General features: G+C 53.1%; 18 protein-coding genes. All 18 read right to left on the bottom strand.

What is annotated here, in order from left to right; genetic code table 11:
- Positions 1 to 42 precede the first annotated feature (42 nt).
- The 18 genes from pstS to mnmG all read right to left on the bottom strand — a co-directional run bounded on the left by pstS (position 43) and on the right by mnmG (position 20,538).
- On the bottom strand, positions 43 to 1,083 hold the full coding sequence (pstS, locus tag E0L16_RS15445) for a phosphate ABC transporter substrate-binding protein PstS (RefSeq protein ID WP_063452042.1): 1,041 nt from the start codon (positions 1,081 to 1,083) through the stop codon (positions 43 to 45).
- A gap of 245 nt (positions 1,084 to 1,328) precedes the next feature.
- A complete protein-coding gene (gene stgD, locus E0L16_RS15440; RefSeq protein ID WP_242672230.1) occupies positions 1,329 to 2,402 on the bottom strand; it encodes a fimbrial protein StgD in 1,074 nt (357 codons plus the stop codon).
- Positions 2,403 to 2,411: 9 nt separating this feature from the next.
- Entirely contained in the window at positions 2,412 to 4,934 is a 2,523-nt protein-coding gene (locus tag E0L16_RS15435) for a fimbria/pilus outer membrane usher protein (protein ID WP_131637282.1), read from the bottom strand.
- Between the two features lie 17 nt (positions 4,935 to 4,951).
- Positions 4,952 to 5,638, bottom strand: a complete 687-nt coding sequence (locus E0L16_RS15430; RefSeq protein WP_131637280.1) for a fimbrial chaperone — start codon at positions 5,636 to 5,638, stop codon at positions 4,952 to 4,954.
- A gap of 68 nt (positions 5,639 to 5,706) precedes the next feature.
- Positions 5,707 to 6,288 (bottom strand): chaperone-usher fimbrial major subunit, encoded by a 582-nt coding sequence (locus tag E0L16_RS15425; protein WP_107534301.1) that lies wholly within the window; start codon positions 6,286 to 6,288, stop codon positions 5,707 to 5,709.
- 443 nt (positions 6,289 to 6,731) lie between these two features.
- The gene (gene glmS, locus E0L16_RS15420; RefSeq protein WP_063452041.1) at positions 6,732 to 8,561 is read right to left on the bottom strand and encodes a glutamine--fructose-6-phosphate transaminase (isomerizing); all 1,830 of its coding nucleotides are present in this window, start codon (positions 8,559 to 8,561) and stop codon (positions 6,732 to 6,734) included.
- A gap of 348 nt (positions 8,562 to 8,909) precedes the next feature.
- Positions 8,910 to 10,280: a bifunctional UDP-N-acetylglucosamine diphosphorylase/glucosamine-1-phosphate N-acetyltransferase GlmU gene (gene glmU / locus E0L16_RS15415; protein ID WP_063868585.1), complete on the bottom strand. Its 1,371-nt coding sequence runs from the start codon at positions 10,278 to 10,280 to the stop codon at positions 8,910 to 8,912.
- A 138-nt stretch (positions 10,281 to 10,418) separates the two neighbouring features.
- On the bottom strand, positions 10,419 to 10,838 hold the full coding sequence (locus E0L16_RS15410; RefSeq protein ID WP_003862360.1) for a F0F1 ATP synthase subunit epsilon: 420 nt from the start codon (positions 10,836 to 10,838) through the stop codon (positions 10,419 to 10,421).
- Between the two features lie 20 nt (positions 10,839 to 10,858).
- Positions 10,859 to 12,241 (bottom strand): F0F1 ATP synthase subunit beta, encoded by a 1,383-nt coding sequence (atpD, locus tag E0L16_RS15405; RefSeq protein WP_015570150.1) that lies wholly within the window; start codon positions 12,239 to 12,241, stop codon positions 10,859 to 10,861.
- Between the two features lie 31 nt (positions 12,242 to 12,272).
- Positions 12,273 to 13,136 carry a F0F1 ATP synthase subunit gamma gene (gene atpG, locus E0L16_RS15400; protein WP_063452039.1) on the bottom strand — a complete coding sequence of 288 codons (864 nt, stop codon included), beginning with the start codon at positions 13,134 to 13,136 and terminating at the stop codon, positions 12,273 to 12,275.
- Positions 13,137 to 13,187: 51 nt separating this feature from the next.
- Complete coding sequence (gene atpA, locus E0L16_RS15395; protein WP_063452038.1) at positions 13,188 to 14,729, bottom strand: F0F1 ATP synthase subunit alpha; 1,542 nt, start codon at positions 14,727 to 14,729, stop codon at positions 13,188 to 13,190.
- 12 nt (positions 14,730 to 14,741) lie between these two features.
- Complete coding sequence (gene atpH / locus E0L16_RS15390; protein ID WP_003862369.1) at positions 14,742 to 15,275, bottom strand: F0F1 ATP synthase subunit delta; 534 nt, start codon at positions 15,273 to 15,275, stop codon at positions 14,742 to 14,744.
- Positions 15,276 to 15,289: 14 nt separating this feature from the next.
- Positions 15,290 to 15,760, bottom strand: a complete 471-nt coding sequence (atpF, locus tag E0L16_RS15385) for a F0F1 ATP synthase subunit B (protein WP_003862370.1) — start codon at positions 15,758 to 15,760, stop codon at positions 15,290 to 15,292.
- Between the two features lie 48 nt (positions 15,761 to 15,808).
- Complete coding sequence (gene atpE, locus E0L16_RS15380; protein WP_000429386.1) at positions 15,809 to 16,048, bottom strand: F0F1 ATP synthase subunit C; 240 nt, start codon at positions 16,046 to 16,048, stop codon at positions 15,809 to 15,811.
- A gap of 49 nt (positions 16,049 to 16,097) precedes the next feature.
- Complete coding sequence (atpB, locus tag E0L16_RS15375) at positions 16,098 to 16,913, bottom strand: F0F1 ATP synthase subunit A (RefSeq protein ID WP_014881883.1); 816 nt, start codon at positions 16,911 to 16,913, stop codon at positions 16,098 to 16,100.
- Positions 16,914 to 16,921: 8 nt separating this feature from the next.
- Positions 16,922 to 17,302: a F0F1 ATP synthase subunit I gene (atpI, locus tag E0L16_RS15370; RefSeq protein ID WP_003862375.1), complete on the bottom strand. Its 381-nt coding sequence runs from the start codon at positions 17,300 to 17,302 to the stop codon at positions 16,922 to 16,924.
- 616 nt (positions 17,303 to 17,918) lie between these two features.
- Positions 17,919 to 18,542, bottom strand: coding sequence for a 16S rRNA (guanine(527)-N(7))-methyltransferase RsmG (rsmG, locus tag E0L16_RS15365; RefSeq protein ID WP_063452037.1), 624 nt, complete (start codon positions 18,540 to 18,542; stop codon positions 17,919 to 17,921).
- Positions 18,543 to 18,648: 106 nt separating this feature from the next.
- Positions 18,649 to 20,538: a tRNA uridine-5-carboxymethylaminomethyl(34) synthesis enzyme MnmG gene (gene mnmG, locus E0L16_RS15360; protein ID WP_107534297.1), complete on the bottom strand. Its 1,890-nt coding sequence runs from the start codon at positions 20,536 to 20,538 to the stop codon at positions 18,649 to 18,651.
- Positions 20,539 to 20,714: the final 176 nt, after the last annotated feature.

The raw sequence follows: 20,714 nt of genomic DNA, 5'->3' as shown, positions 1-20,714 counted from the left end.
GATCGCTGCGCGCCACCCGCCATCTTCGTCAAAAATATCCTGTTAGTACAGCGCTTTACCGCTGCTGTCTTTCACGTTGGTTTTCCATGCAGCGCGAATCTGCTCAACCACGCTGTCCGGCAGGCTGGCGTAGTCCAGGTCGTTAGCCTGTTTGCCGCCGTTTTTGTATGCCCAGTCGAAGAATTTCAGTACTTCTGCACCCTGCTCAGGTTTCTTCTGATCTTTGTGGACCAGAATGAAGGTGGTAGAAGTGATTGGCCACGCATCGTCGCCTTTCTGGTTAGTCAGGTCCTGCGCGAAGGATTTGCTCCAGTCTGCGCCTTTTGCGGCGTTAGCGAAGTTCTCTTCGGTCGGGCTAACCGGTTTGCCGTCAGCAGAAACCAGTTTGGTGTAAGCCAGGTTGTTCTGCTTCGCGTAAGCGTATTCTACGTAACCGATAGAGCCCGGCAGACGCTGTACGAAGGCAGCGATGCCGTCGTTACCTTTACCGCCCAGACCGGTTGGCCAGTTAACGGTAGAGCCGGAACCGACTTTGGATTTCCACTCTTCGTTCACTTTTGCCAGGTAGCTGGTGAACACGAAGGAGGTACCGGAACCGTCAGCGCGGCGAACCACAGCGATGTTCTGCGAAGGCAGCTTAACGCCCGGGTTCAGCTTAGTGATGGCTTCGTCGTCCCATTTTTTGATTTTGCCCAGGTAGATGTCGCCCAGGGTTTTGCCGTCCAGCACCAGCTCGCCTGATTTCAGGCCAGGGATGTTAACGGCCAGCACAACGCCGCCGATCACGGTCGGGAACTGGAACAGGCCTTCCTGATTCAGTTTTTCATCAGACAGCGGGGCGTCGGATGCGCCGAAATCAACGGTATTCGCGGTAATTTGTTTTACGCCACCGGAGGAGCCGATACCCTGATAGTTAACCTTGTTACCGGTTTCTTTCTGGTAGGTATCCGCCCATTTGGCATACACCGGCGCAGGGAAGGTTGCACCAGCGCCAGTCAGGCTTGCTGCTGCGAAGGCAGAGAAAGCGCTCAGGGATAAGGTCGCGGCGACAACAGTTGCGACAGTGGTACGCATAACTTTCATAATGTCTCCTGCAAGGATTTCGTAAATCATTGTTTAAGTGGCTACGATGAGCAAAATAGGACAAACAGGTGACAGATAAATGTACGAATTATGACAGTTTTATGACAATCAACGCATTTGCGTTAAGTGCATGATTTAAAAATAAATAAAAACACATCCTTGTCATGAGAATGTCACACTGAGATGCGTTAAGCCTGGTTCAAAGACGGGAATATGACAACGGCTGTCATAAACAGCCGTCGTCATTAATTCAGAATTTCGAGGGTAAGGGTTGCCCAGGCTTCAAACGCGCCGGGCTTCGGGATACTCCCCGTCGCGCTGGCCGGGGCGGCAGAGAAGGTGAGCGAGTTAACCTCGGCGCCCCCCTGGTTGGTTCCCATATCCATCTCCATATTTCCCCCGTTAACGTTGACGACGCGATCCCATTTATCATAAATAACGATCCCTACGTCATCATTGCCGTTCACTTTCATCATCGCGGTATCGGCGTCAACGGGTTCGGCATGGAAAACGGATCGGACGATGTTCTCATCCAGCATGCCGGTACATTTCACCTGAATCATCTTGCGGATTTTATGGCTACCGACCGCCTCGCCTTTGGTGGCAGAAAACGCGCTGGCGGGAATGTCTCCAAAATCAATCTCCAGCGACTGGCCCGGCGCGATCTCGCAGTTTTGCGGTACCACGATGTCCCCGACGATTTTTATTTCGGCGAGCTTCTCGGTACTTGCCAGAGAGGACGCTTCATCGATACCGCCATAGAGCGTGGCAATCGTCGTCCCCGGAATGGTAACTTTTCCAATAAAGGGCTTGTCGATCAAAAACGATATTTTTACCTGAGAGCCGGTATCAAGCGTTGCCTCTGAGCCCTCTACACTGGAGGCATAACAGTAGATACCGGACGTCACCCGGTTGGGCTCCGCCTCAAAGGGAACGGGCAGATAGTCACGTCCCAGCACGTGAATAGAGGACGCAATACTGAGGTGATCGTTCAGCGTGTAGTAGGTATAGCCGTTTTTAAGAGTATTCACGCTTAAGGGCGAACGCGCGGTGAAATAGACGCTGCGAAACGTGGTGGTGAAATGGGTCAGGCAGTTACATCCCAGTTTATACCGGGAAGGCGATTGCAGAGTCTTCAGATCGCGCACCTCCGTTCCCGCCTGGTTTTTATCTGCCGGTATTTCTGCCCCGTTAAGATTCAGGTTGAAAATATAGGTGCCGCCGATGGCGAAGCACACCCCGCCTTCTGTGGTCGCGGCGTAGGTAAAAGGGGTAAAAAACAGCATGGCGACTGCTAAAAAAGTGATACGTCGTTTCATCTCATTTCCCTATTGGCACACTACCGCTGTTTGAACCAGTTCAACGCCCGTTGGTTTGGGGAACTGATAATGGACCTCGCAAGGTTTTGTCTTTTCACTCCCCCACTTCAGCGTGAACGTTCCCTCTTCCGGCATGCCCGAAAGATACAGCTCGCCATCCTCGCCGGTGATGCCCGACACGCTGCCCGTCGCCAGTTCGGCAGACGCCACTGCGCCAAAGGGAACCGGTTTGCCGTTAGACTGTGTGACCTCAAAGAGCACGCGATAGCCCACGTGGGTGATAAATTCGGCCCGCACTACCGCACCTCGCGTGGGGATGACGTTAAGCACGCTGTTCTCCAGCTCGACGTTTGCTTTTTCAAAATAGCCGCTCTCAATTTCCACACGGTTTTCATCGTAAGCGTTTAGCTGCGTTTGAACGGTATAGCCTCGCCAGTCCGTTGCCGTACCGGTGCCATTTTCCATTGCCAGACCGGCTGCGCCGGGTGCTTTTATCAGCGCCACGGTTTCTCCCATCTCCTGCGAGAACGTCACCCCATCGCCGTGCAGCAGAACCCCACCGCGCGCGCCGTAGTTGAGCCGCTGACTCTCCTGGTTGTAGTCATAGCTGCCGTTAACCGAACCATAGGTTCCGTCATATCCCACCCCTGCGCTGCTGCTGTACACCCTGTCATCCGCATCCCAGGACTGCTGGAGGTTCCAGGAGAGATTTCGGTTATCAAGCGCCGTACCGTTAAAGCCAAGCTGGTGCATCCCTTTTCCCCTGTTGTTCTGCGTAAGGCCGTAGCTCACATAGCTGTCCGGCAGCAGTTCAGACAGTGGCACCGATAACGACAGCATAAATACCTGTTCGCTTTCTCGTTCGTCGCTATCTGAATACTCCGCGCTCTGCGCCGTCGTGATGGAATCGCTATAGTTCCAGGAGAGGTTCCAGGAAAGCGCCCGCCAGACATTGCTGTAGCCAAGCTGAACCAGGCGTTCAACTTCGTCGGTTTGCCAGTACTGCTGACGGCTCAGCGTGAAATAAATGTTCCCCATGCCATCGCCGAAATTCTGCGTCCAGGTTCCTTCAAGCCGGCTGCGCCGGTTGCCCGTTACCCAGAAATCGCGCTGATTGTTCTGGCGTGATGCCCATTCATTGAGGGTGTAGTAGCCCTGCGTTGAATAGCGATACCCCACCAGCCGCAGCGTGGTATCCGTTTCATCAAACCGTTTCGAATAGAGAAAACGCCAGGACTGGCCGGACTCCTCTGAGCCCTCGTCCGTAAACTGCGCGCGAGCCTGGGTGATATCGACGGAAAACGCGCCCGCTGCGCCCACATCTTTGCCGATCCCCACCGCTGCCGAGCGATAGTCTTCTGCGGCCTGCACGCCACCGTATACCGTTATCCCGGCAGGAAAGCCGTGCAACACCTGCGCCTGAAAAACGTTGGGCTGGAAATCGCTTTGATCGCGCAGTTCGCCCGCGCTGATATCGACGTCGGTCTGATCTTCACGCCTGAGGATAGCCAGCGAGGCGTAAGGCTGCGTGAAGTGTTGCTCGCTGCCGTCTTCTTCTTTGATGGTCACGTCCAGGTCGCCGCCGGAGCTGGTGGTGTTTAAATCCTTAAGCGCAAACGGGCCCTGCGGTACGGCAGACTGATAAATGATGTAGCCGTTCTGCCGGATAATCACGGTAGCATTGCTTTTCGCCACGCCCCGAACGACCGGCGCAAAGCCCGTCAGGCTGGAAGGAAGCATTTCATTATCGGTATACAGGCGCATGCCCCGCACTTGGGTACTGTCGAAGACATCGCTTGCGGTCCAGGTATCACCCAGCATGATCTGGCTGCGTAACGCCGCGAGGTTACGCTGCACATAGGTGCTGATGGAATGGTAATCCGAATGACCGTCAACGATATTTAGCGTGCTGTAGTTGCGTAAACGCCACGCACCGACGTTGGCTCCGTTTCGCAGGTTCAGATAGTAGAACTCGCTGTTGTTGTCATCATCGGACTGCAACGTGCTGGAGCCGGAAAAGTCATAGTTCATCATCAGCGCATTAATGCCCTCATCCCAGCGCGCAGGATTGATGGTGCCGCGGGCGGTGGTATCAATGTAAATCTGCGGTAACGTGACGTTGAGCAGCAGCTTATCGGTATCAAACGTCCATGTGGCGCCAGGGATCAGCGGTGTGGGATCCACACAGGCATTCTCGTCCAGGCGATCCAGCGAGGCGATCGCCGCCACCTTAGCCCCGAATTCTGCAAGCACCGTCCTGACGTGTGTAAAACAGGGATGCAGCCCATCGCCAGCCTCATTTTCAACGAAGGCGACGTCCCGGCTATCGATAAATTCATCGTTAACATGAATATCAACCTTATAAGACCCGGCAGGTAACATATTGACGCGGTTAAACTGGTGGATATCGACATCCACCGGATGGTCAATTTCGAGAAGCGCAGGGTTAAAGATATCTTTTGCCAGCGTCACGCCTGAAAAGCCGAGAGATACCCCCGATGCCAGCGCAATGAAAAAACGGAAATACCCCATATAAAACATCCCTATATTTACAGCGTGACGTGAATTTCCTGACTGATTGCACCAAAATCGTTAACGAAACGCCAAATGAGCGCGCGACCGTTAATCCCTTCCGGGAGCGGCAAACGCACGGTGTCAAAAGGGGGAATAATATTTAACGTAACGTCTTTGCTGTCGACGGTAACATTCATAACGTTAATATGTAGCGGGCTCGGATTTTCAATAACGAGCTGTCTGTTTTGAATGCTCCATTTAACCTTTGCCGCAGCCCGTTCAGTCGTCATATTCAGTTTCGCCGGACGCCAAAAAAGTTTTATCCGCGTCTTAATCGCAATTTCGAGCGAATTAGGGTTTGAACTGGACGGCGGAATATTTTTGATGTTGAGCCAAAACAGCGATTCCCGATCGTCAGGCAGTTCGCCCTTCACCTTCATGATGCGTAATATTTTTTCCTGCCCGGCCTCTAGCCTTGAAACGGGCGGAATAACGGTAAAAGGAGGCTTATGCGCCGATGTCTCTTTCTTGAAAGGATCGACCCACGTCTGTATGAGATAAGGCGTGGTTGATTCATTATTTTTTATGCTGATTGTCGCATCGGATTTATCACTACTATAAATAACGCGGGTTCCACCAATAATGACGCCGGCGGTCGATAAGGGTGTCAAAAATGAAAAAAAGATCATGATTAACGGGGTCAATAAACGCCTTGAATACATCAGTTATCCTCACATCCTGTGGAGGAGCCTGCAAAATGATAAAACAGGCTCCCGGCGAACAGCTGAGATTATTTCAGGTATTCAATGGTGAACTGGGAATCCGCGTTTGCAGTACCCGGCGTAACCGTAGCCAGCGTCTGCACAAACTTCGCTTTGAAGCCCATGTCCGCTTTGCCGTCGGTAATAGCGACATAGTTTGAATTGTTGTACAGCGGGATCGCCGTATCATCATTCAGGTTGAAGAGCTTGATGGCAACGCCGGTAGCCGTAACGGCTTCACCTTCGCCGGTGTAAATACCGTCAGTACCCGTTTCGCCGTTAACAGGCGTGCCAATAGACAAATACCCTTTGCCGATGGTGTCTTTATCTTCTGTTCCGTCAAAGCGAACCGCTGCCTGAGTATAGGTTGCAGGGCATTTTTCCAGTTTAATATGGAAATCTTTTACTGACGCCGTTGAGTCAACGCCGGTGAACGCCGTTTTCGCAACGCGGCCAATATTCACCGTCTGGTCGACGGTATCAGACGTAACTTCACACGTTGAATCAATAACCTCTCCGCGGAAATGAACCGTACCATCCGCAGCCAATGATTGCCCTGCCATTAACGCCGAAGCGAGTGCAATCGCCACCGTAATTCCAGTGTTTTTCATGTTAACTCCATTAATTAAATAAATATTGCGCTTATCATAAAGACAACGCCATCCCAAATGCGGGGAAATCATATTCTCCGGGGATAAAGTTCTTCAAGGGGAGATTTTAAATTAATGGAATAATGAAAAAGCCTGTATGGAATAATAATAGAGAAAGTTAAATACAATATTATTTTAGTTAAACCATCAATATTTCTTTTCAGTATACACATAAAAAGAAGTCAGCTTTTATCAACGGGCTATTTTTAGGATTCCGTTAATAAAAGCTGATCGTTTAGTGATCAAAATAAAGATCATTTATGCACAAACGTCATTTCGATCGTTATTCATACAATAAAGTAACGAAATACATCAAAATAAGATAATTGATAGCAAACGGAGAGATTATTTGAAAAAGAGTAAGGGAATAATGGCTACACAACGTGTAGCCATTAACATGAGGGTTATTCTACGGTAACGGACTTCGCCAGGTTACGCGGCTGGTCAACGTCGGTGCCTTTGATCAGCGCCACGTGATAAGCCAGGAGTTGCAGCGGAACGGTGTAGAAGATCGGCGCAATCACCTCTTCCACATGCGGCATCTCGATGATGTGCATGTTGTCGCTACTGACGAAACCGGCGTCTTTATCCGCGAAGACGTACAGCACGCCGCCGCGGGCGCGGACTTCTTCGATGTTAGACTTCAGTTTTTCCAGCAGTTCGTTGTTTGGTGCAACAACGATCACCGGCATATCCGCGTCAATCAGCGCCAGCGGACCGTGCTTCAGCTCGCCTGCCGCGTAGGCTTCCGCGTGGATGTAGGAGATCTCTTTCAGCTTCAGTGCGCCTTCCAGCGCGATAGGGTACTGATCGCCACGGCCCAGGAACAGAGCGTGGTGCTTATCAGAGAAGTCTTCAGCCAGCGCCTCAATGCGTTTGTCCTGAGACAGCATCTGTTCGATACGGCTCGGCAGCGCCTGGAGACCGTGAACGATGTCATGCTCAACGGAAGCATCTTCGCCTTTCAGACGCGCCAGCTTCGCCACCAGCATCAGCAGAACGGTCAGCTGCGTGGTAAACGCTTTGGTGGAGGCCACGCCGATTTCGGTACCCGCTTTGGTCATCAGCGCCAGATCGGATTCACGCACCAGCGAGGAGCCCGGTACGTTACAGATGGCCAGAGAGCCCAGGTAACCCAACTCTTTAGACAGACGCAGCGCCGCCAGGGTATCCGCCGTTTCGCCAGACTGGGAAAGGGTGATCATCAGGCTGTTACGGCGCACAGCGGATTTACGATAGCGGAACTCAGACGCGATTTCGACATCGCACGGCACGCCCGCCAGGGATTCAAACCAGTAGCGAGAGACCATACCGGAGTTGTATGAGGTCCCGCAGGCCACAATCTGAATATGCTCAACCTTGCCGAGCAGTTCGTTGGCGTTTGCCCCCAGCTCGCTCAGATCCACCTCGCCGTGGCTGATGCGCCCGGTCAGGGTGTTTTTGATGGCGTTAGGCTGCTCGTAGATCTCTTTCTGCATGTAGTGACGGTAAGCGCCTTTGTCGCCCGCGTCGTATTGCAGGTTAGATTCGATCTCCTGACGCTTCACCTGCTCGCCTTTGGTATCGAAGACGGTCACGCTGCGGCGCGTCACTTCCGCGATATCGCCCTCTTCCAGGAAGATAAAGCGACGGGTAACCGGCAGGAGCGCCAGCTGATCGGACGCGATAAAGTTCTCGCCCATGCCCAGACCGATAACCATCGGGCTACCGGAACGCGCGGCCAGCAGCGTGGACGGATCGCGGGAATCCATGATCACCGTACCGTAGGCGCCGCGCAGCTGAGGAATAGCACGCAGCACTGCCTCACGCAGCGTACCGCCCTGTGCCAGTTCCCAGTGTACGAGGTGAGCAATCACTTCGGTGTCGGTTTCAGAGACGAAGGTGTAGCCGCGCGCTTTAAGTTCTTCGCGCAGCGGTTCGTGGTTTTCGATAATGCCGTTATGCACCACCACGATGTGTTCAGACACATGCGGGTGCGCGTTGCCTTCAGACGGTTCACCGTGCGTCGCCCAGCGGGTGTGCGCAATACCGGTTCCCCCGTGCAGCGGATGTTCTTCCGCGGCCTGGGCCAGCATCTGCACTTTACCGAGACGGCGCAGACGGGTCATATGACCTTCTGCATCCACGACAGCCAGACCGGCAGAGTCATAGCCACGGTATTCCAGACGACGTAAACCTTCGAGAAGGATTTCAGCAATATCACGCTGCGCAACTGCGCCAACAATTCCACACATAATTTAGATTCCGAATTTAGGCATTATGCCTGCGTTGTCGCTGACCTGTATTCACCCTGCGTCTTTCACGCTGCGGCTGCGTTGGCTTCTCGTACTCGCCACGGTCACTTACTTAAGTAAGCTCCCATGGACTCATACGCTTGCCGCCTTGCCACAACGCGAAATCCTTTGGGTAACGCCCTTTCCGGGCACCCCGAGCCTTGTAGAGAGTGGGGTTATTTTTATGGGTACTGCTTGTGGGGGGAGATATATCTTTATCTCCTCTCCCGGGTTTGCCTGATGACGGCTACGCCTTATCAGGCCTACTCAATCGTAGGGCGGGTAAGCGCAGCGCCACCCGCCTTAGGGTTACTTTTTCTTCACCGGGCGTTTCCAGCCCTGCTTGCTGACCTGCGGCACGCGGCTTAACACCAGCTCGTTATCCGCTACGTCGCGCGTGACGGTCGTTCCGGCGGCAATGGTCACACCGTTACCCACGGTGACGGGCGCCACCAGCTGCGTGTCAGAACCCACAAACACATCATCGCCGATGATGGTTTTAAACTTATTGGCACCGTCATAGTTACAGGTGATGGTACCTGCACCAATATTCACGTTGTCGCCAATTTCTGCATCGCCCAGATAGGTTAAATGACCCGCTTTGGAGCCTTTACCCAGACGCGCTTTTTTCATTTCAACGAAGTTACCAACATGTGCGCCTTCCAGCAGCTCAGCGCCCGGGCGCAGACGCGCAAACGGGCCGATGGTACATGCCGCATCAAGACGCGCGTCTTCCACCACGCTGTACGGGCTGATTTCGCAGTCGTCGCCGATAACGCTGTTTTTAATCACGCAGCCAGCGCCGATTTTGACGCGGTTACCCAGCGTGACGTTACCTTCCAGGATAACGTTAGTATCAATTTCAACGTCGCGTCCGTGGGACAGCGTACCGCGCAGATCGAAACGCGCCGGATCGCGCAGCATGACGCCTGCGAGCAGCAGCTTCTCTGCCTGCTCGGACTGGTAAATGCGCTCCAGACGGGAAAGCTGAAGACGGTTGTTTACCCCGTCCGTTTCGCTGATGCGTGCCGGGTGAACGGCGGCAATCTCACGCCCTTCCTGGTACGCCATCGCAATAATATCGGTGATGTAATACTCACCCTGTGCGTTGTTGTTATTCAGCTTAGACAGCCAGCGCTTCATATCAGCACCGTTCGCAATAAGGATGCCGGTGTTGATCTCCTGAATCTGACGCTGCGCTTCGCTGGCATCTTTATGCTCAACAATCCCCGTCACGTTGCCGTTTTCACGGGTAATGCGGCCATAGCCACTCGGATCGTCCAGCACGACGGTTAACAGCCCAATGCCGCCCTGCGGTTTGGCTTCACGCAGACGAGTGAGGGTTTCAACGGAGATCAGCGGGACGTCGCCGTAGAGCATCAGGATGTCTTCATCATCAGAGAAGAAGGGGGCAGCCTGCTGCATTGCATGACCGGTACCCAGCTGTTCTGCCTGTAGCACCCAGTTGAGATTGTCGTCACGCAGCGTTTTTTTCAGCAGATCGCCGCCGTGTCCATAAACCAGATGCACCTGGCGGGCGCCTAATTCATTAGCTGCATCAATAACATGCTGCACCATTGGCTTTCCTGCCAGCGTGTGGAGCACCTTAGGCAGATCGGAATACATGCGGGTACCTTTGCCTGCGGCAAGGATCACCACGCTCATCGCACTGTTTAACATACGCATCCTGACGGTAGTTTGTGTGAGAAGTAAAAACGTTTGATGCTTAAAATTCTACATCTTTTTCATCATGAATTAAGGCCGAAAAAAAAAGCCAGCCTGGGATCCAGACTGGCTTTTGTGCTTTTCAAGCCGGTGTTACATCGCTTTTTTGGTCAACTCGATAACGCGCAGTTTCGCGATCGCTTTGGCCAGCTCCGCAGACGCCTGAGCGTAATCCACGTCACCATGAGAGCTGTTAATGTGCTCTTCAGCCTTACGCTTCGATTCCAGGGCTCGCGCTTCGTCGAGATCCTGGCCACGAATAGCGGTATCGGCCAGAACGGTCACACTGCCAGGCTGCACTTCAAGAATGCCGCCGGACAGATAGATAAACTCTTCGTGACCGAACTGTTTAACGATGCGGATCATACCAGGCTTAATGGCGGTGAGCAGCGGTGCGTGACCCGGGAAAATACCCAGTTCACCTTCACTACCCGTTACCTGGATTTTCTCGACCAGACCAGAGAACATTTGTTGCTCTGCGCTGACGACGTCCAGGTGGTAAGTCATTGCCATATCACCCTCCGATTAAGGCGTTAAAGTTTTTTGGCTTTTTCCACGGCTTCTTCGATGGAACCAACCATGTAGAACGCCTGCTCTGGCAGGTGATCGTATTCGCCTTCCATGATGCCTTTAAAGCCACGGATGGTGTCTTTCAGGGAAACGTATTTACCCGGCGCACCGGTGAATACTTCCGCAACGAAGAACGGCTGGGACAGGAAGCGCTGGATCTTACGCGCACGTGCTACCACCAGTTTGTCTTCTTCAGACAGTTCATCCATACCCAGGATGGCGATGATGTCTTTCAGTTCCTGGTAACGTTGCAGCAGGGACTGTACGCCACGCGCGGTGTCGTAGTGTTCCTGGCCAACAACCAGTGGATCCAGCTGACGGCTGGTGGAATCCAGCGGGTCAACGGCCGGGTAGATACCCAGAGACGCGATCTGACGGCTCAGTACCACGGTTGCGTCTAAGTGCGCAAAGGTGGTGGCTGGAGATGGGTCAGTCAAGTCATCCGCAGGTACGTATACCGCCTGAACGGAGGTGATAGAACCGGTTTTGGTCGAGGTGATACGTTCCTGAAGAACACCCATCTCTTCCGCCAGCGTAGGTTGATAACCTACCGCTGAAGGCATACGACCCAGCAGTGCAGATACTTCGGTACCGGCCAGGGTGTAACGATAGATGTTATCAACGAACAGCAGAACGTCACGGCCTTCGTCACGGAATTTCTCAGCCATTGTCAGGCCAGTCAGCGCAACGCGCAGACGGTTTCCTGGTGGCTCGTTCATCTGGCCGTAAACCAGGGATACTTTATCCAGAACGTTGGAGTCGGTCATTTCGTGGTAGAAGTCGTTACCCTCACGAGTACGCTCACCTACGCCCGCAAACACGGAGTAACCGGAGTGCTCGATCGCGATGTTACGGATCAGCTCCATCATGTTTACGGTTTTACCTACACCCGCACCGCCGAACAGACCAACTTTACCGCCCTTCGCGAACGGACACATCAGGTCGATAACTTTGATGCCGGTTTCCAGCAGTTCCTGAGAGCTGGACAGCTCTTCGTAGGAAGGTGCCGCGCGGTGGATAGCCCAACGCTCTTCTTCACCGATGTCGCCTTTCATGTCGATTGGCTGACCCAATACGTTCATGATACGACCCAGCGTTGCTTTACCTACCGGGACTTCGATCGGGTGCTCAAGGTCTTTAACTTCCAGACCACGACGCAGACCGTCGGAAGAACCCATGGCGATGGTACGCACGATACCGCCGCCGAGCTGCTGCTGAACTTCCAGCACCAGGCTCTCGTTACCATTCTGTACCTCAAGCGCGTCGTACACGCGTGGTACGGCGTCCTGAGGGAACTCGACGTCCACCACGGCGCCGATTACCTGGACAATCTTTCCAGTAGCCATCTTGAATCCTCTACGTAATTCGTAAACCTGGTTAAACCGCGGCGGCCCCCGAGACGATCTCGGTGAGTTCCTGAGTAATGCTGGCCTGACGAGCTTTGTTGTAAACCAACTGCAGCTCTTTAATCAGGCTGCCGCCATTATCGGTCGCGGCTTTCATCGCCACCATTCGTGCGGCCTGCTCGCTGGCCAGGTTTTCTACAACGCCCTGATAAACCTGAGATTCAACGTAACGACGCAGCAGGGTATCCAGCAGCGGTTTCGGATCGGGTTCATACAGGTAATCCCAGGCTTTCTGTTTCAGCTCGTCATCTTCTGATGCCGGTAACGGCAGCATCTGAGTGAGCGTAGGCACCTGAGACATGGTGTTAATAAATTTGTTGCTGACAACGTACAGTCTGTCCAGACGGCCTTCATCGTAGGCCTGCAACATCACTTTAACCGGGCCGATCAGTTCGGACAGGGACGGGTTATCACCCATACCGGTCACCTGAGCGACAATGTTGCCGCCAACGGAGTTAAAGAAAGAGACGCCTTTAGAGCCAATCAGTGCCAGATCGCACTGAACGCCTTTATCGGACCAGACTTTCATATCCGCCAGCAGTTTTTTGAACAGGTTAATGTTCAAGCCGCCACACAGACCACGGTCAGTCGACACCACCAGGTAGCCCACGCGCTTAACGTCGCGTTCTTCCAGGTAAGGGTGCTTATATTCCAGATTACCGTTTGCAAGGTGACCAATCACTTTGCGCATGGTCTCTGCATAAGGACGGCTGGCCGCCATGCGATCCTGCGATTTACGCATTTTGGAAGCGGCGACCATCTCCATCGCTTTAGTGATCTTTTGCGTGTTCTGGACGCTTGCGATCTTACTACGTATCTCTTTTGCGCCGGCCATGAGCTTCTCCTCAATGCCAGACGGCTTGTCCTGAGACAAGCCGCCGGACGATTACCAGGATTGGGTTGCTTTGAAGGAATCGAGGATAGCTTTCAGCTTGCCTTCGATTTCGTCGTTATAGCCACCGGTCTGGTTGATCTCTTGCATCAGCGGAGCGTGATCACGGTCAGCGTAAGCCAGCAGAGCGGCTTCGAAGCTACCGATTTTCGCCAGTTCCACATCTTCGAGGTAACCGCGTTCAGCCGCGAACAGCACCAGGCCCTGCTGAGCAACAGACATTGGCGCGTACTGTTTCTGCTTCAGCAGCTCGGTCACTTTCTGACCGTGGCTCAGCTGTTTACGGGTTGCTTCGTCCAGATCGGATGCGAACTGAGAGAACGCAGCCAGTTCACGATACTGTGCCAGCGCGGTACGGATACCACCGGACAGTTTCTTGATGATCTTGGTCTGAGCAGCACCACCCACACGGGATACGGAGATACCCGGGTTAACTGCCGGACGAATACCGGAGTTAAACAGGTTGGTTTCCAGGAAGATCTGACCATCGGTAATGGAGATTACGTTGGTCGGAACGAACGCAGAAACGTCACCCGCCTGGGTTTCAATGATCGGCAGCGCGGTCAGAGAACCTGTTTTACCCTTCACTTCACCTTTGGTGAAGTTCTCGACGTATTCCGCGTTAACGCGGGAAGCACGCTCCAGCAGACGAGAGTGGAGGTAGAATACGTCGCCCGGGAATGCTTCACGTCCTGGTGGACGACGGAGGAGCAGGGAAACCTGACGATAAGCAACGGCCTGTTTAGACAGGTCATCGTATACGATCAGTGCATCTTCACCGCGGTCACGGAAGTATTCGCCCATTGCGCAACCGGCGTATGGCGCCAGGTATTGCAGTGCAGCAGATTCAGACGCGGTTGCTACCACAACGATGGTGTTAGACAGTGCGCCGTGCTCTTCCAGTTTACGAACCACGTTGGAAATGGTGGACGCTTTCTGGCCGATAGCCACGTACACACATTTGATGCCGGAGTCACGCTGGTTGATGATGGCGTCGATTGCCATCGCGGTTTTACCGGTCTGACGGTCACCGATGATCAGTTCACGCTGACCACGACCGATTGGGATCATGGCATCAACGGACTTATAACCCGTCTGCACAGGCTGATCAACGGACTGACGGTCGATAACGCCCGGTGCGATAACTTCGATTGGCGAGAAGCCATCGTTATCAACCGGACCTTTACCGTCGATTGGCGCACCCAGGGTGTTAACAACGCGACCCAGCAGGCCACGGCCAACCGGCACTTCCAGAATACGGCCAGTACACTTAACCTTCATGCCTTCGGCGAGGTCAGCGTATGGACCCATCACAACGGCACCTACGGAGTCGCGCTCCAGGTTCAGTGCGATAGCGTAACGGTTACCCGGCAGGGAAATCATCTCACCCTGCATACAATCGGCCAGGCCGTGGATGCGGATAACACCGTCACTTACAGAAACAATAGTACCTTCGTTGTGAGCTTCACTCACAACACTGAACTGAGCAATGCGCTGCTTGATCAGTTCGCTGATTTCGGTGGAATTCAGTTGCATGCTCCAGTCCCCTTAAGACTGCAAGACGTCTGCAAGGCGCTCAAGACGGCCGCGTACGCTGCCATCAATGACCATATCACCCGAGCGGATGATTACGCCTGCCATTACAGACTTATCGATTTTGCAATTCAGCTTAACTTTGCGTGACAGACGTTTTTCCATCGCGGCGGTGATTTTCGCAAGCTGTTCATCACTCAGTTCAGTTGCGGAAGTTACTTCAACTTCAGCGGTAGCTTCACTGAGGGCACGTAAGTGCTCAAACTGCTCGAGAACATCCGGGAGCACACGGAGACGACCATTTTCTGCCATGACCTTAATCAGGTTCTGGCCGTTGGCATCCAGTTGCTCTCCGCACACGGCGATAAACGACGCGGCGAGGGTTTCAGGCGCTAACGCACCGGAAAGCAACTCGGCCATTTGTTCGTTTTTCGTCACCTCAGCGGCAAACGCCAGCATATTCTGCCAGCGATCGACATTTTGGTGTTCGACAGCAAAGTCAAAAGCTGCTTTGGCGTAGGGGCGAGCTACCGTAACAAATTCAGACATCAGCCCCTCCCTCCTTACAGTTCAGCGACAAGTTTGTCCACGATGTCGCTGTTAGCAGCTTCATCCACGGAACGTTCGATGATCTTCTCGGCGCCAGCAACAGCCAGAATCGCAACCTGCTTACGCAGTTCTTCACGAGCACGTTTACGCTCAGCTTCAATTTCAGCCTGAGCCTGTGTCACGATCTTAGTACGTTCCTGTTCTGCTTCAGCTTTGGCTTCGTCCAGGATCTGAGAACGGCGTTTGTTAGCCTGTTCAATGATTACCTGAGCTTCAGCTTTCGCTTTTTTCAGCTGGTCTGTCGCGTTGGCCTGTGCAAGGTCCAAATCTTTCTTAGCGCGTTCTGCGGAAGCCAGACCGTCAGCAATTTCTTTCTGACGTTTTTCGATGGCAGCCATTAAAGGCGGCCATACATACTTCATGCAGAACCAGACAAAGAGAATAAACGCGATGGCCTGGCCGAGGATTGTTGCGTTCATGTTCACAGCACAATACCTCTTAAATTTCTGTGGCTTGGGGTTTTAAAACAACTACTACGCGACAGCAAACATCACGTACAGACCCAGACCTACAGCGATCATTGGGATTGCATCCACCAGACCCATAACGATAAAGAACTGAGTACGCAGCAGAGGAATCAGATCAGGTTGACGCGCAGCGCCTTCCAGGAATTTGCCCCCGAGGATGCCGATACCGATCGCAGCACCGATAGCCGCCAGACCCATCATCACAGCGGCAGCCATGTACAGCAGATCCATATTCAGGTTTTCCATGACAGTCTCCAGTTTGTTTCAATTAAAACGTAGTAGTGTTGGTAAAAAATCAGTGCTCTTCAGACGCCATCGACAGATAGACGATCGTCAGAACCATGAAGATAAAGGCTTGCAGCGTAATGATCAGGATGTGGAAAATGGCCCATGGCACATTCAGAATCCACTGTGACCACCACGGCAGAAGACCCGCGATCAGAATGAAAATCAGCTCACCCGCATACATGTTGCCGAACAGTCGCAGACCCAGTGAAACAGGTTTGGACAGCAGGCTAACGCCTTCCAGGATCAGGTTGACCGGAATAAACGCCCAGTGGTTGAACGGCTGCAAGGTAAGCTCTTTCACAAAGCCGCTTACGCCTTTCATTTTGATGCTGTAGAAAAGAATCAGGATAAACACGCCCAGCGCCATCGACAGGGTGATGTTCACGTCCGCAGACGGTACAACACGCAGCGCAGGCAGGCCGAAGATGTGCTCGCCGATGAACGGCAGCAGGTCAATTGGCAGCAGGTCCATCAGGTTCATCAGGAAGACCCAAACGAACACGGTCAGGGCCAGCGGAGCAATCAGCTTGCTCTTACCATGGTACATGTCTTTCACGCTGCCATGGACGAAGCCGATGATCATCTCAACGAACGTCTGGAATTTCCCTGGAACACCGCTGGTCGCCTTTTTAGCAACGCTGCGGAACATGGCCAGGAACAGAAGACCCAAAACCACCGAGAAGAACATGGAGTCGATGTTGATCGTCCAGAAGGTGGCCGGGGGGTTATGTGGATCCACCAGCGAGAATGTACGCAGGTCCAGCTGAAGGTTATTCAGATGGTGACCTATGTAATCCTGCGGCGTCATATTTTCTGAAGCCATGATGCCTTTTACCCTTTGTTATTGATTACAGCTGGAGCCAGAACTTGTACCACCAGCACCAAAACCCACGTTGCTATCAGCGGCATGAATACCACTTTCAAAACCGCCAGCGCCATCACCAGTAGAGCAAAGGTCAGCAACACCTTACACACTTCGCCGAGAGCGAAGGACCAGGCCACGCGGCCTTTGGCGGGTGTATGCGCCTGATGACGCCAGGCAAAAATCATAAACAACACGTTTGGCAGCACAACCGCCAAACCTCCGCACGCGGCGGAGATGCCCCAGAAGGGGTCTTTGAGGCTAAACAGCAGTCCACTTGCTATTACCGCCAGAAACTGAATGAACAGAAGCTTACGAGCAACGTTTCTACTCAAGAGCGACACAGACATCACGTTTTTACTCCTGCTCCCTTCGAGGTATGCCGCGTGTCGTATAAAACGTCCTTTAAGGCTCAGAGTCAAGCATCAAAAAGCGGTCAAATTATACGGTGCGTACCCGTGATTTCAAACATTAAGTAGCGAAAAGGTGAATAAATGTTTAAATATTTTTCCCCAGCGCTATTTTTCAACTTTTGACCAATGCGTCGACCTTCAGGCGAAACTGCAAACAGCGCGAAAACGTTGGCGATAAAGCGTGCACGAGATCACAAAATGCACATTTGCGATAAAGCGGTAATTATCAAACACGTAAAACGTTTTATTTCATCTTCATGAATTTAAAGCCAAAAAATCGCAACTATTTCTAAAACAGCCCTATATACAACAAAAACCTTTTATTGACATTTTTAATAAATATTTAACATTGCATTCTGGTTGCTACAGCCCACTTTTAGCAGACTGATATTTTCATAGTTGATTATCATTAAGGTGAATGAATCAGCTCAGGTTAACCGCAAGAAAAACCATGGTGAACACAAGGTTAAAATGACTTCAGAATTATCCTCATAGGTGTGCTGTTTTTTAACACAATAAGAACAGCACAAATTCCCCATTTTTTATTTAATTTTTAAAATTTGTTTGGCTTAAGAATCACCAAATGCCGTTCACCGTCGAGATGAGGAACCTGTAACTTCTCGATTGATTCAACAGCAAAATCCGCTGGCAGCTGTTGAATCTCATCTTCAGGCACCAGCCCTTTCAGGGCATAAAAGCGGCCATTTTCCGCCGGCAGGTGTTTACACCAGCTCACCATGTCGTTGAGCGATGCAAAGGCACGGCTGATAACGCCGTCAAACGGAGGCTCTGCCGGGAACGCCTCTACCCTGCTCTGCACCGGCGTGATGTTTTCCAGCTTCAGCTCATGCTGTACCTGGCGTAAAAAGCGCACGCGCTTGCCCAGGCTGTCCAGCAGCGTGAAATGGCTCTCCGGGCGGACAATAGACAACGGGATCCCCGGCAGCCCCGGACCGGTGCCAACGTCGATAAAACGTTCACCTTTCAGGTACGGCGCCACCACGATGCTATCGAGAATATGGCGAACCAGCATCTCGTTGGGATCGCGCACCGAGGTCAGGTTGTACGCTTTGTTCCATTTGTTCAGCATATCGACATAGGCCACCAGCTGGTTTTTCTGGTGATCGGTGAGCGAAATACCTGCTTCATCCAGCAGACGAGAGAGTTTATTGAGCACGGTGGATACCTGTTGAGATACTTACTGGCGGGTGGCGCTTCGCTTACCCGCCCTACGGGGTTCTGTAGGCCCGGTAAGCGCAGCGCCACCGGGCAATGTTCAAACGTTACGCGCTGCGGCGCAGCATACCCTGCTTTTTCAGCCACACCAGCAGAATTGAAATCGCGGCAGGCGTGACGCCGGAGATCCGCGAGGCCTGGCCAATCGACACCGGTTTATGATCGTTCAGCTTAGCGATCACTTCGTTGGAAAGGCCCGTCACCTGTCGATAGTCCAGCATTTCCGGCAGCAGCGTATTTTCATTACGCTGCTGTTTTTCGATCTCATCCTGCTGACGCGCAATGTAGCCTTCGTATTTCACCTGAATCTCGACCTGCTCAGCCGCTTCAGCGTCTTCAAGGCCCGGTGCGAACGCGGTCAGTTTGACCAGATTCTCGTAGGTGACTTCAGGACGGCGCAGCAGATCTTCGCCGCTGGCTTCGCGCGAAAGCGGCGCTGTTAAGTGAGCGTTCACTTCGGCAGCGGTTTCCGCCTGCGGGTTTACCCAGGTGGTTTTCAGGCGCTGACGTTCCTGTTCAATGCGTTCCAGCTTCTCGTTGAAGCGCGCCCAGCGTTCGTCATCCACCAGACCCAGCTCTCGACCCATTTCGGTCAGACGCAGATCGGCGTTGTCTTCGCGCAGCATCAGGCGATATTCCGCGCGGGAGGTAAACATGCGGTACGGTTCTTTGGTCCCCAGCGTACAGAGATCGTCGACCAGTACGCCCAGGTACGCCTGAGAGCGCGCCGGCGCCCAGCCCTCTTTCTCGGCAGAGAAGCGGGCGGCGTTCAGACCGGCCAGCAGCCCTTGCGCAGCGGCTTCTTCGTACCCGGTGGTGCCATTAATCTGGCCCGCGAAGAACAGACCGTGGATGAATTTGCTCTCCAGGGTTGGCTTCAGGTCACGCGGATCGAAGAAATCGTACTCAATGGCGTAGCCAGGACGAACGATTCTCGCGTTCTCCATGCCCTGCATTGAGCGAACAATTTGCATCTGCACGTCGAACGGCAGGCTGGTGGAGATGCCGTTCGGGTAAATTTCGTTAGAGGTCAGTCCTTCCGGCTCCAGGAAGATCTGGTGCTGGTTACGATCGGCAAAGCGCATCACCTTGTCTTCGATCGATGGGCAGTAGCGCGGGCCGATCCCTTCGATCACGCCCGCGTACATTGGACTGCGATCGAGGTTATTGCGGATCACGTCGTGCGTTTTCTCATTGGTGTGCGTGATGTAGCATGGCACCTGCTGCGGATGTTGTGCCGCATTGCCCATGAACGAGAACACCGGCATTGGGTTATCGCCGTGCTGCTGTGCCAGCACGCTGAAGTCGATGGTGCGCGCATCAATGCGCGGCGGTGTACCGGTTTTCAGGCGGCTTACGCGCAGCGGCAGCTCACGCAGACGACGAGACAGCGGAATGGACGGCGGATCGCCAGCGCGGCCACCGCTGTAGTTGTCCAGACCGATATGGATTTTGCCGTCCAGGAATGTCCCGACCGTCAGCACAACCGCTTTTGCGCGGAACTTGAGGCCCATCTGGGTCACAGCGCCGACAACACGATCGTTCTCCACGATAAGATCTTCTACCGCCTGCTGAAAGATCATCAGGTTCGGCTGGTTCTCCAGCGCGGTGCGGACAGCCTGACGGTAAAGCACGCGGTCTGCCTGCGCACGAGTGGCGCGGACAGCAGGGCCTTTACTCGCGTTTAGTATCCTAAACTGAATGCCCGCATGATCGATCGCTTTCGCCATCAGGCCGCCAAGTGCATCCACTTCTTTTACCAGGTGTCCTTTCCCAATGCCGCCAATCGCCGGATTACAGGACATTTGTCCCAGCGTGTCGATATTGTGTGTCAAAAGCAGGGTCTGCTGGCCCATTCGCGCTGCGGCCATTGCGGCCTCAGTGCCTGCATGACCCCCGCCAATGATGATGACGTCAAAAGGATCCTGATAAAACATGGTGGTCTGCCTCGCGTAAAGCGGTATGAAAATGGATTGAAGCCCGGGCCGTGGATTCTACTCAACTTTAGTCTTTCGAGAAAGCATTGGGATCCTGGGCTATTAAAAAGAAGATCTTTTTATTTAGAGATCTGTTCTATTGTGATCTCTTATTAGGATCGCAGACCTTTGTGGAT

This window comes from Enterobacter quasihormaechei, from assembly GCF_004331385.1.
GTDB lineage: Bacteria > Pseudomonadota > Gammaproteobacteria > Enterobacterales > Enterobacteriaceae > Enterobacter > Enterobacter quasihormaechei.
The sequence above is the reverse complement of the archived record's forward strand: the minus strand, read 5'-3'. Positions and strand labels throughout refer to the sequence as shown.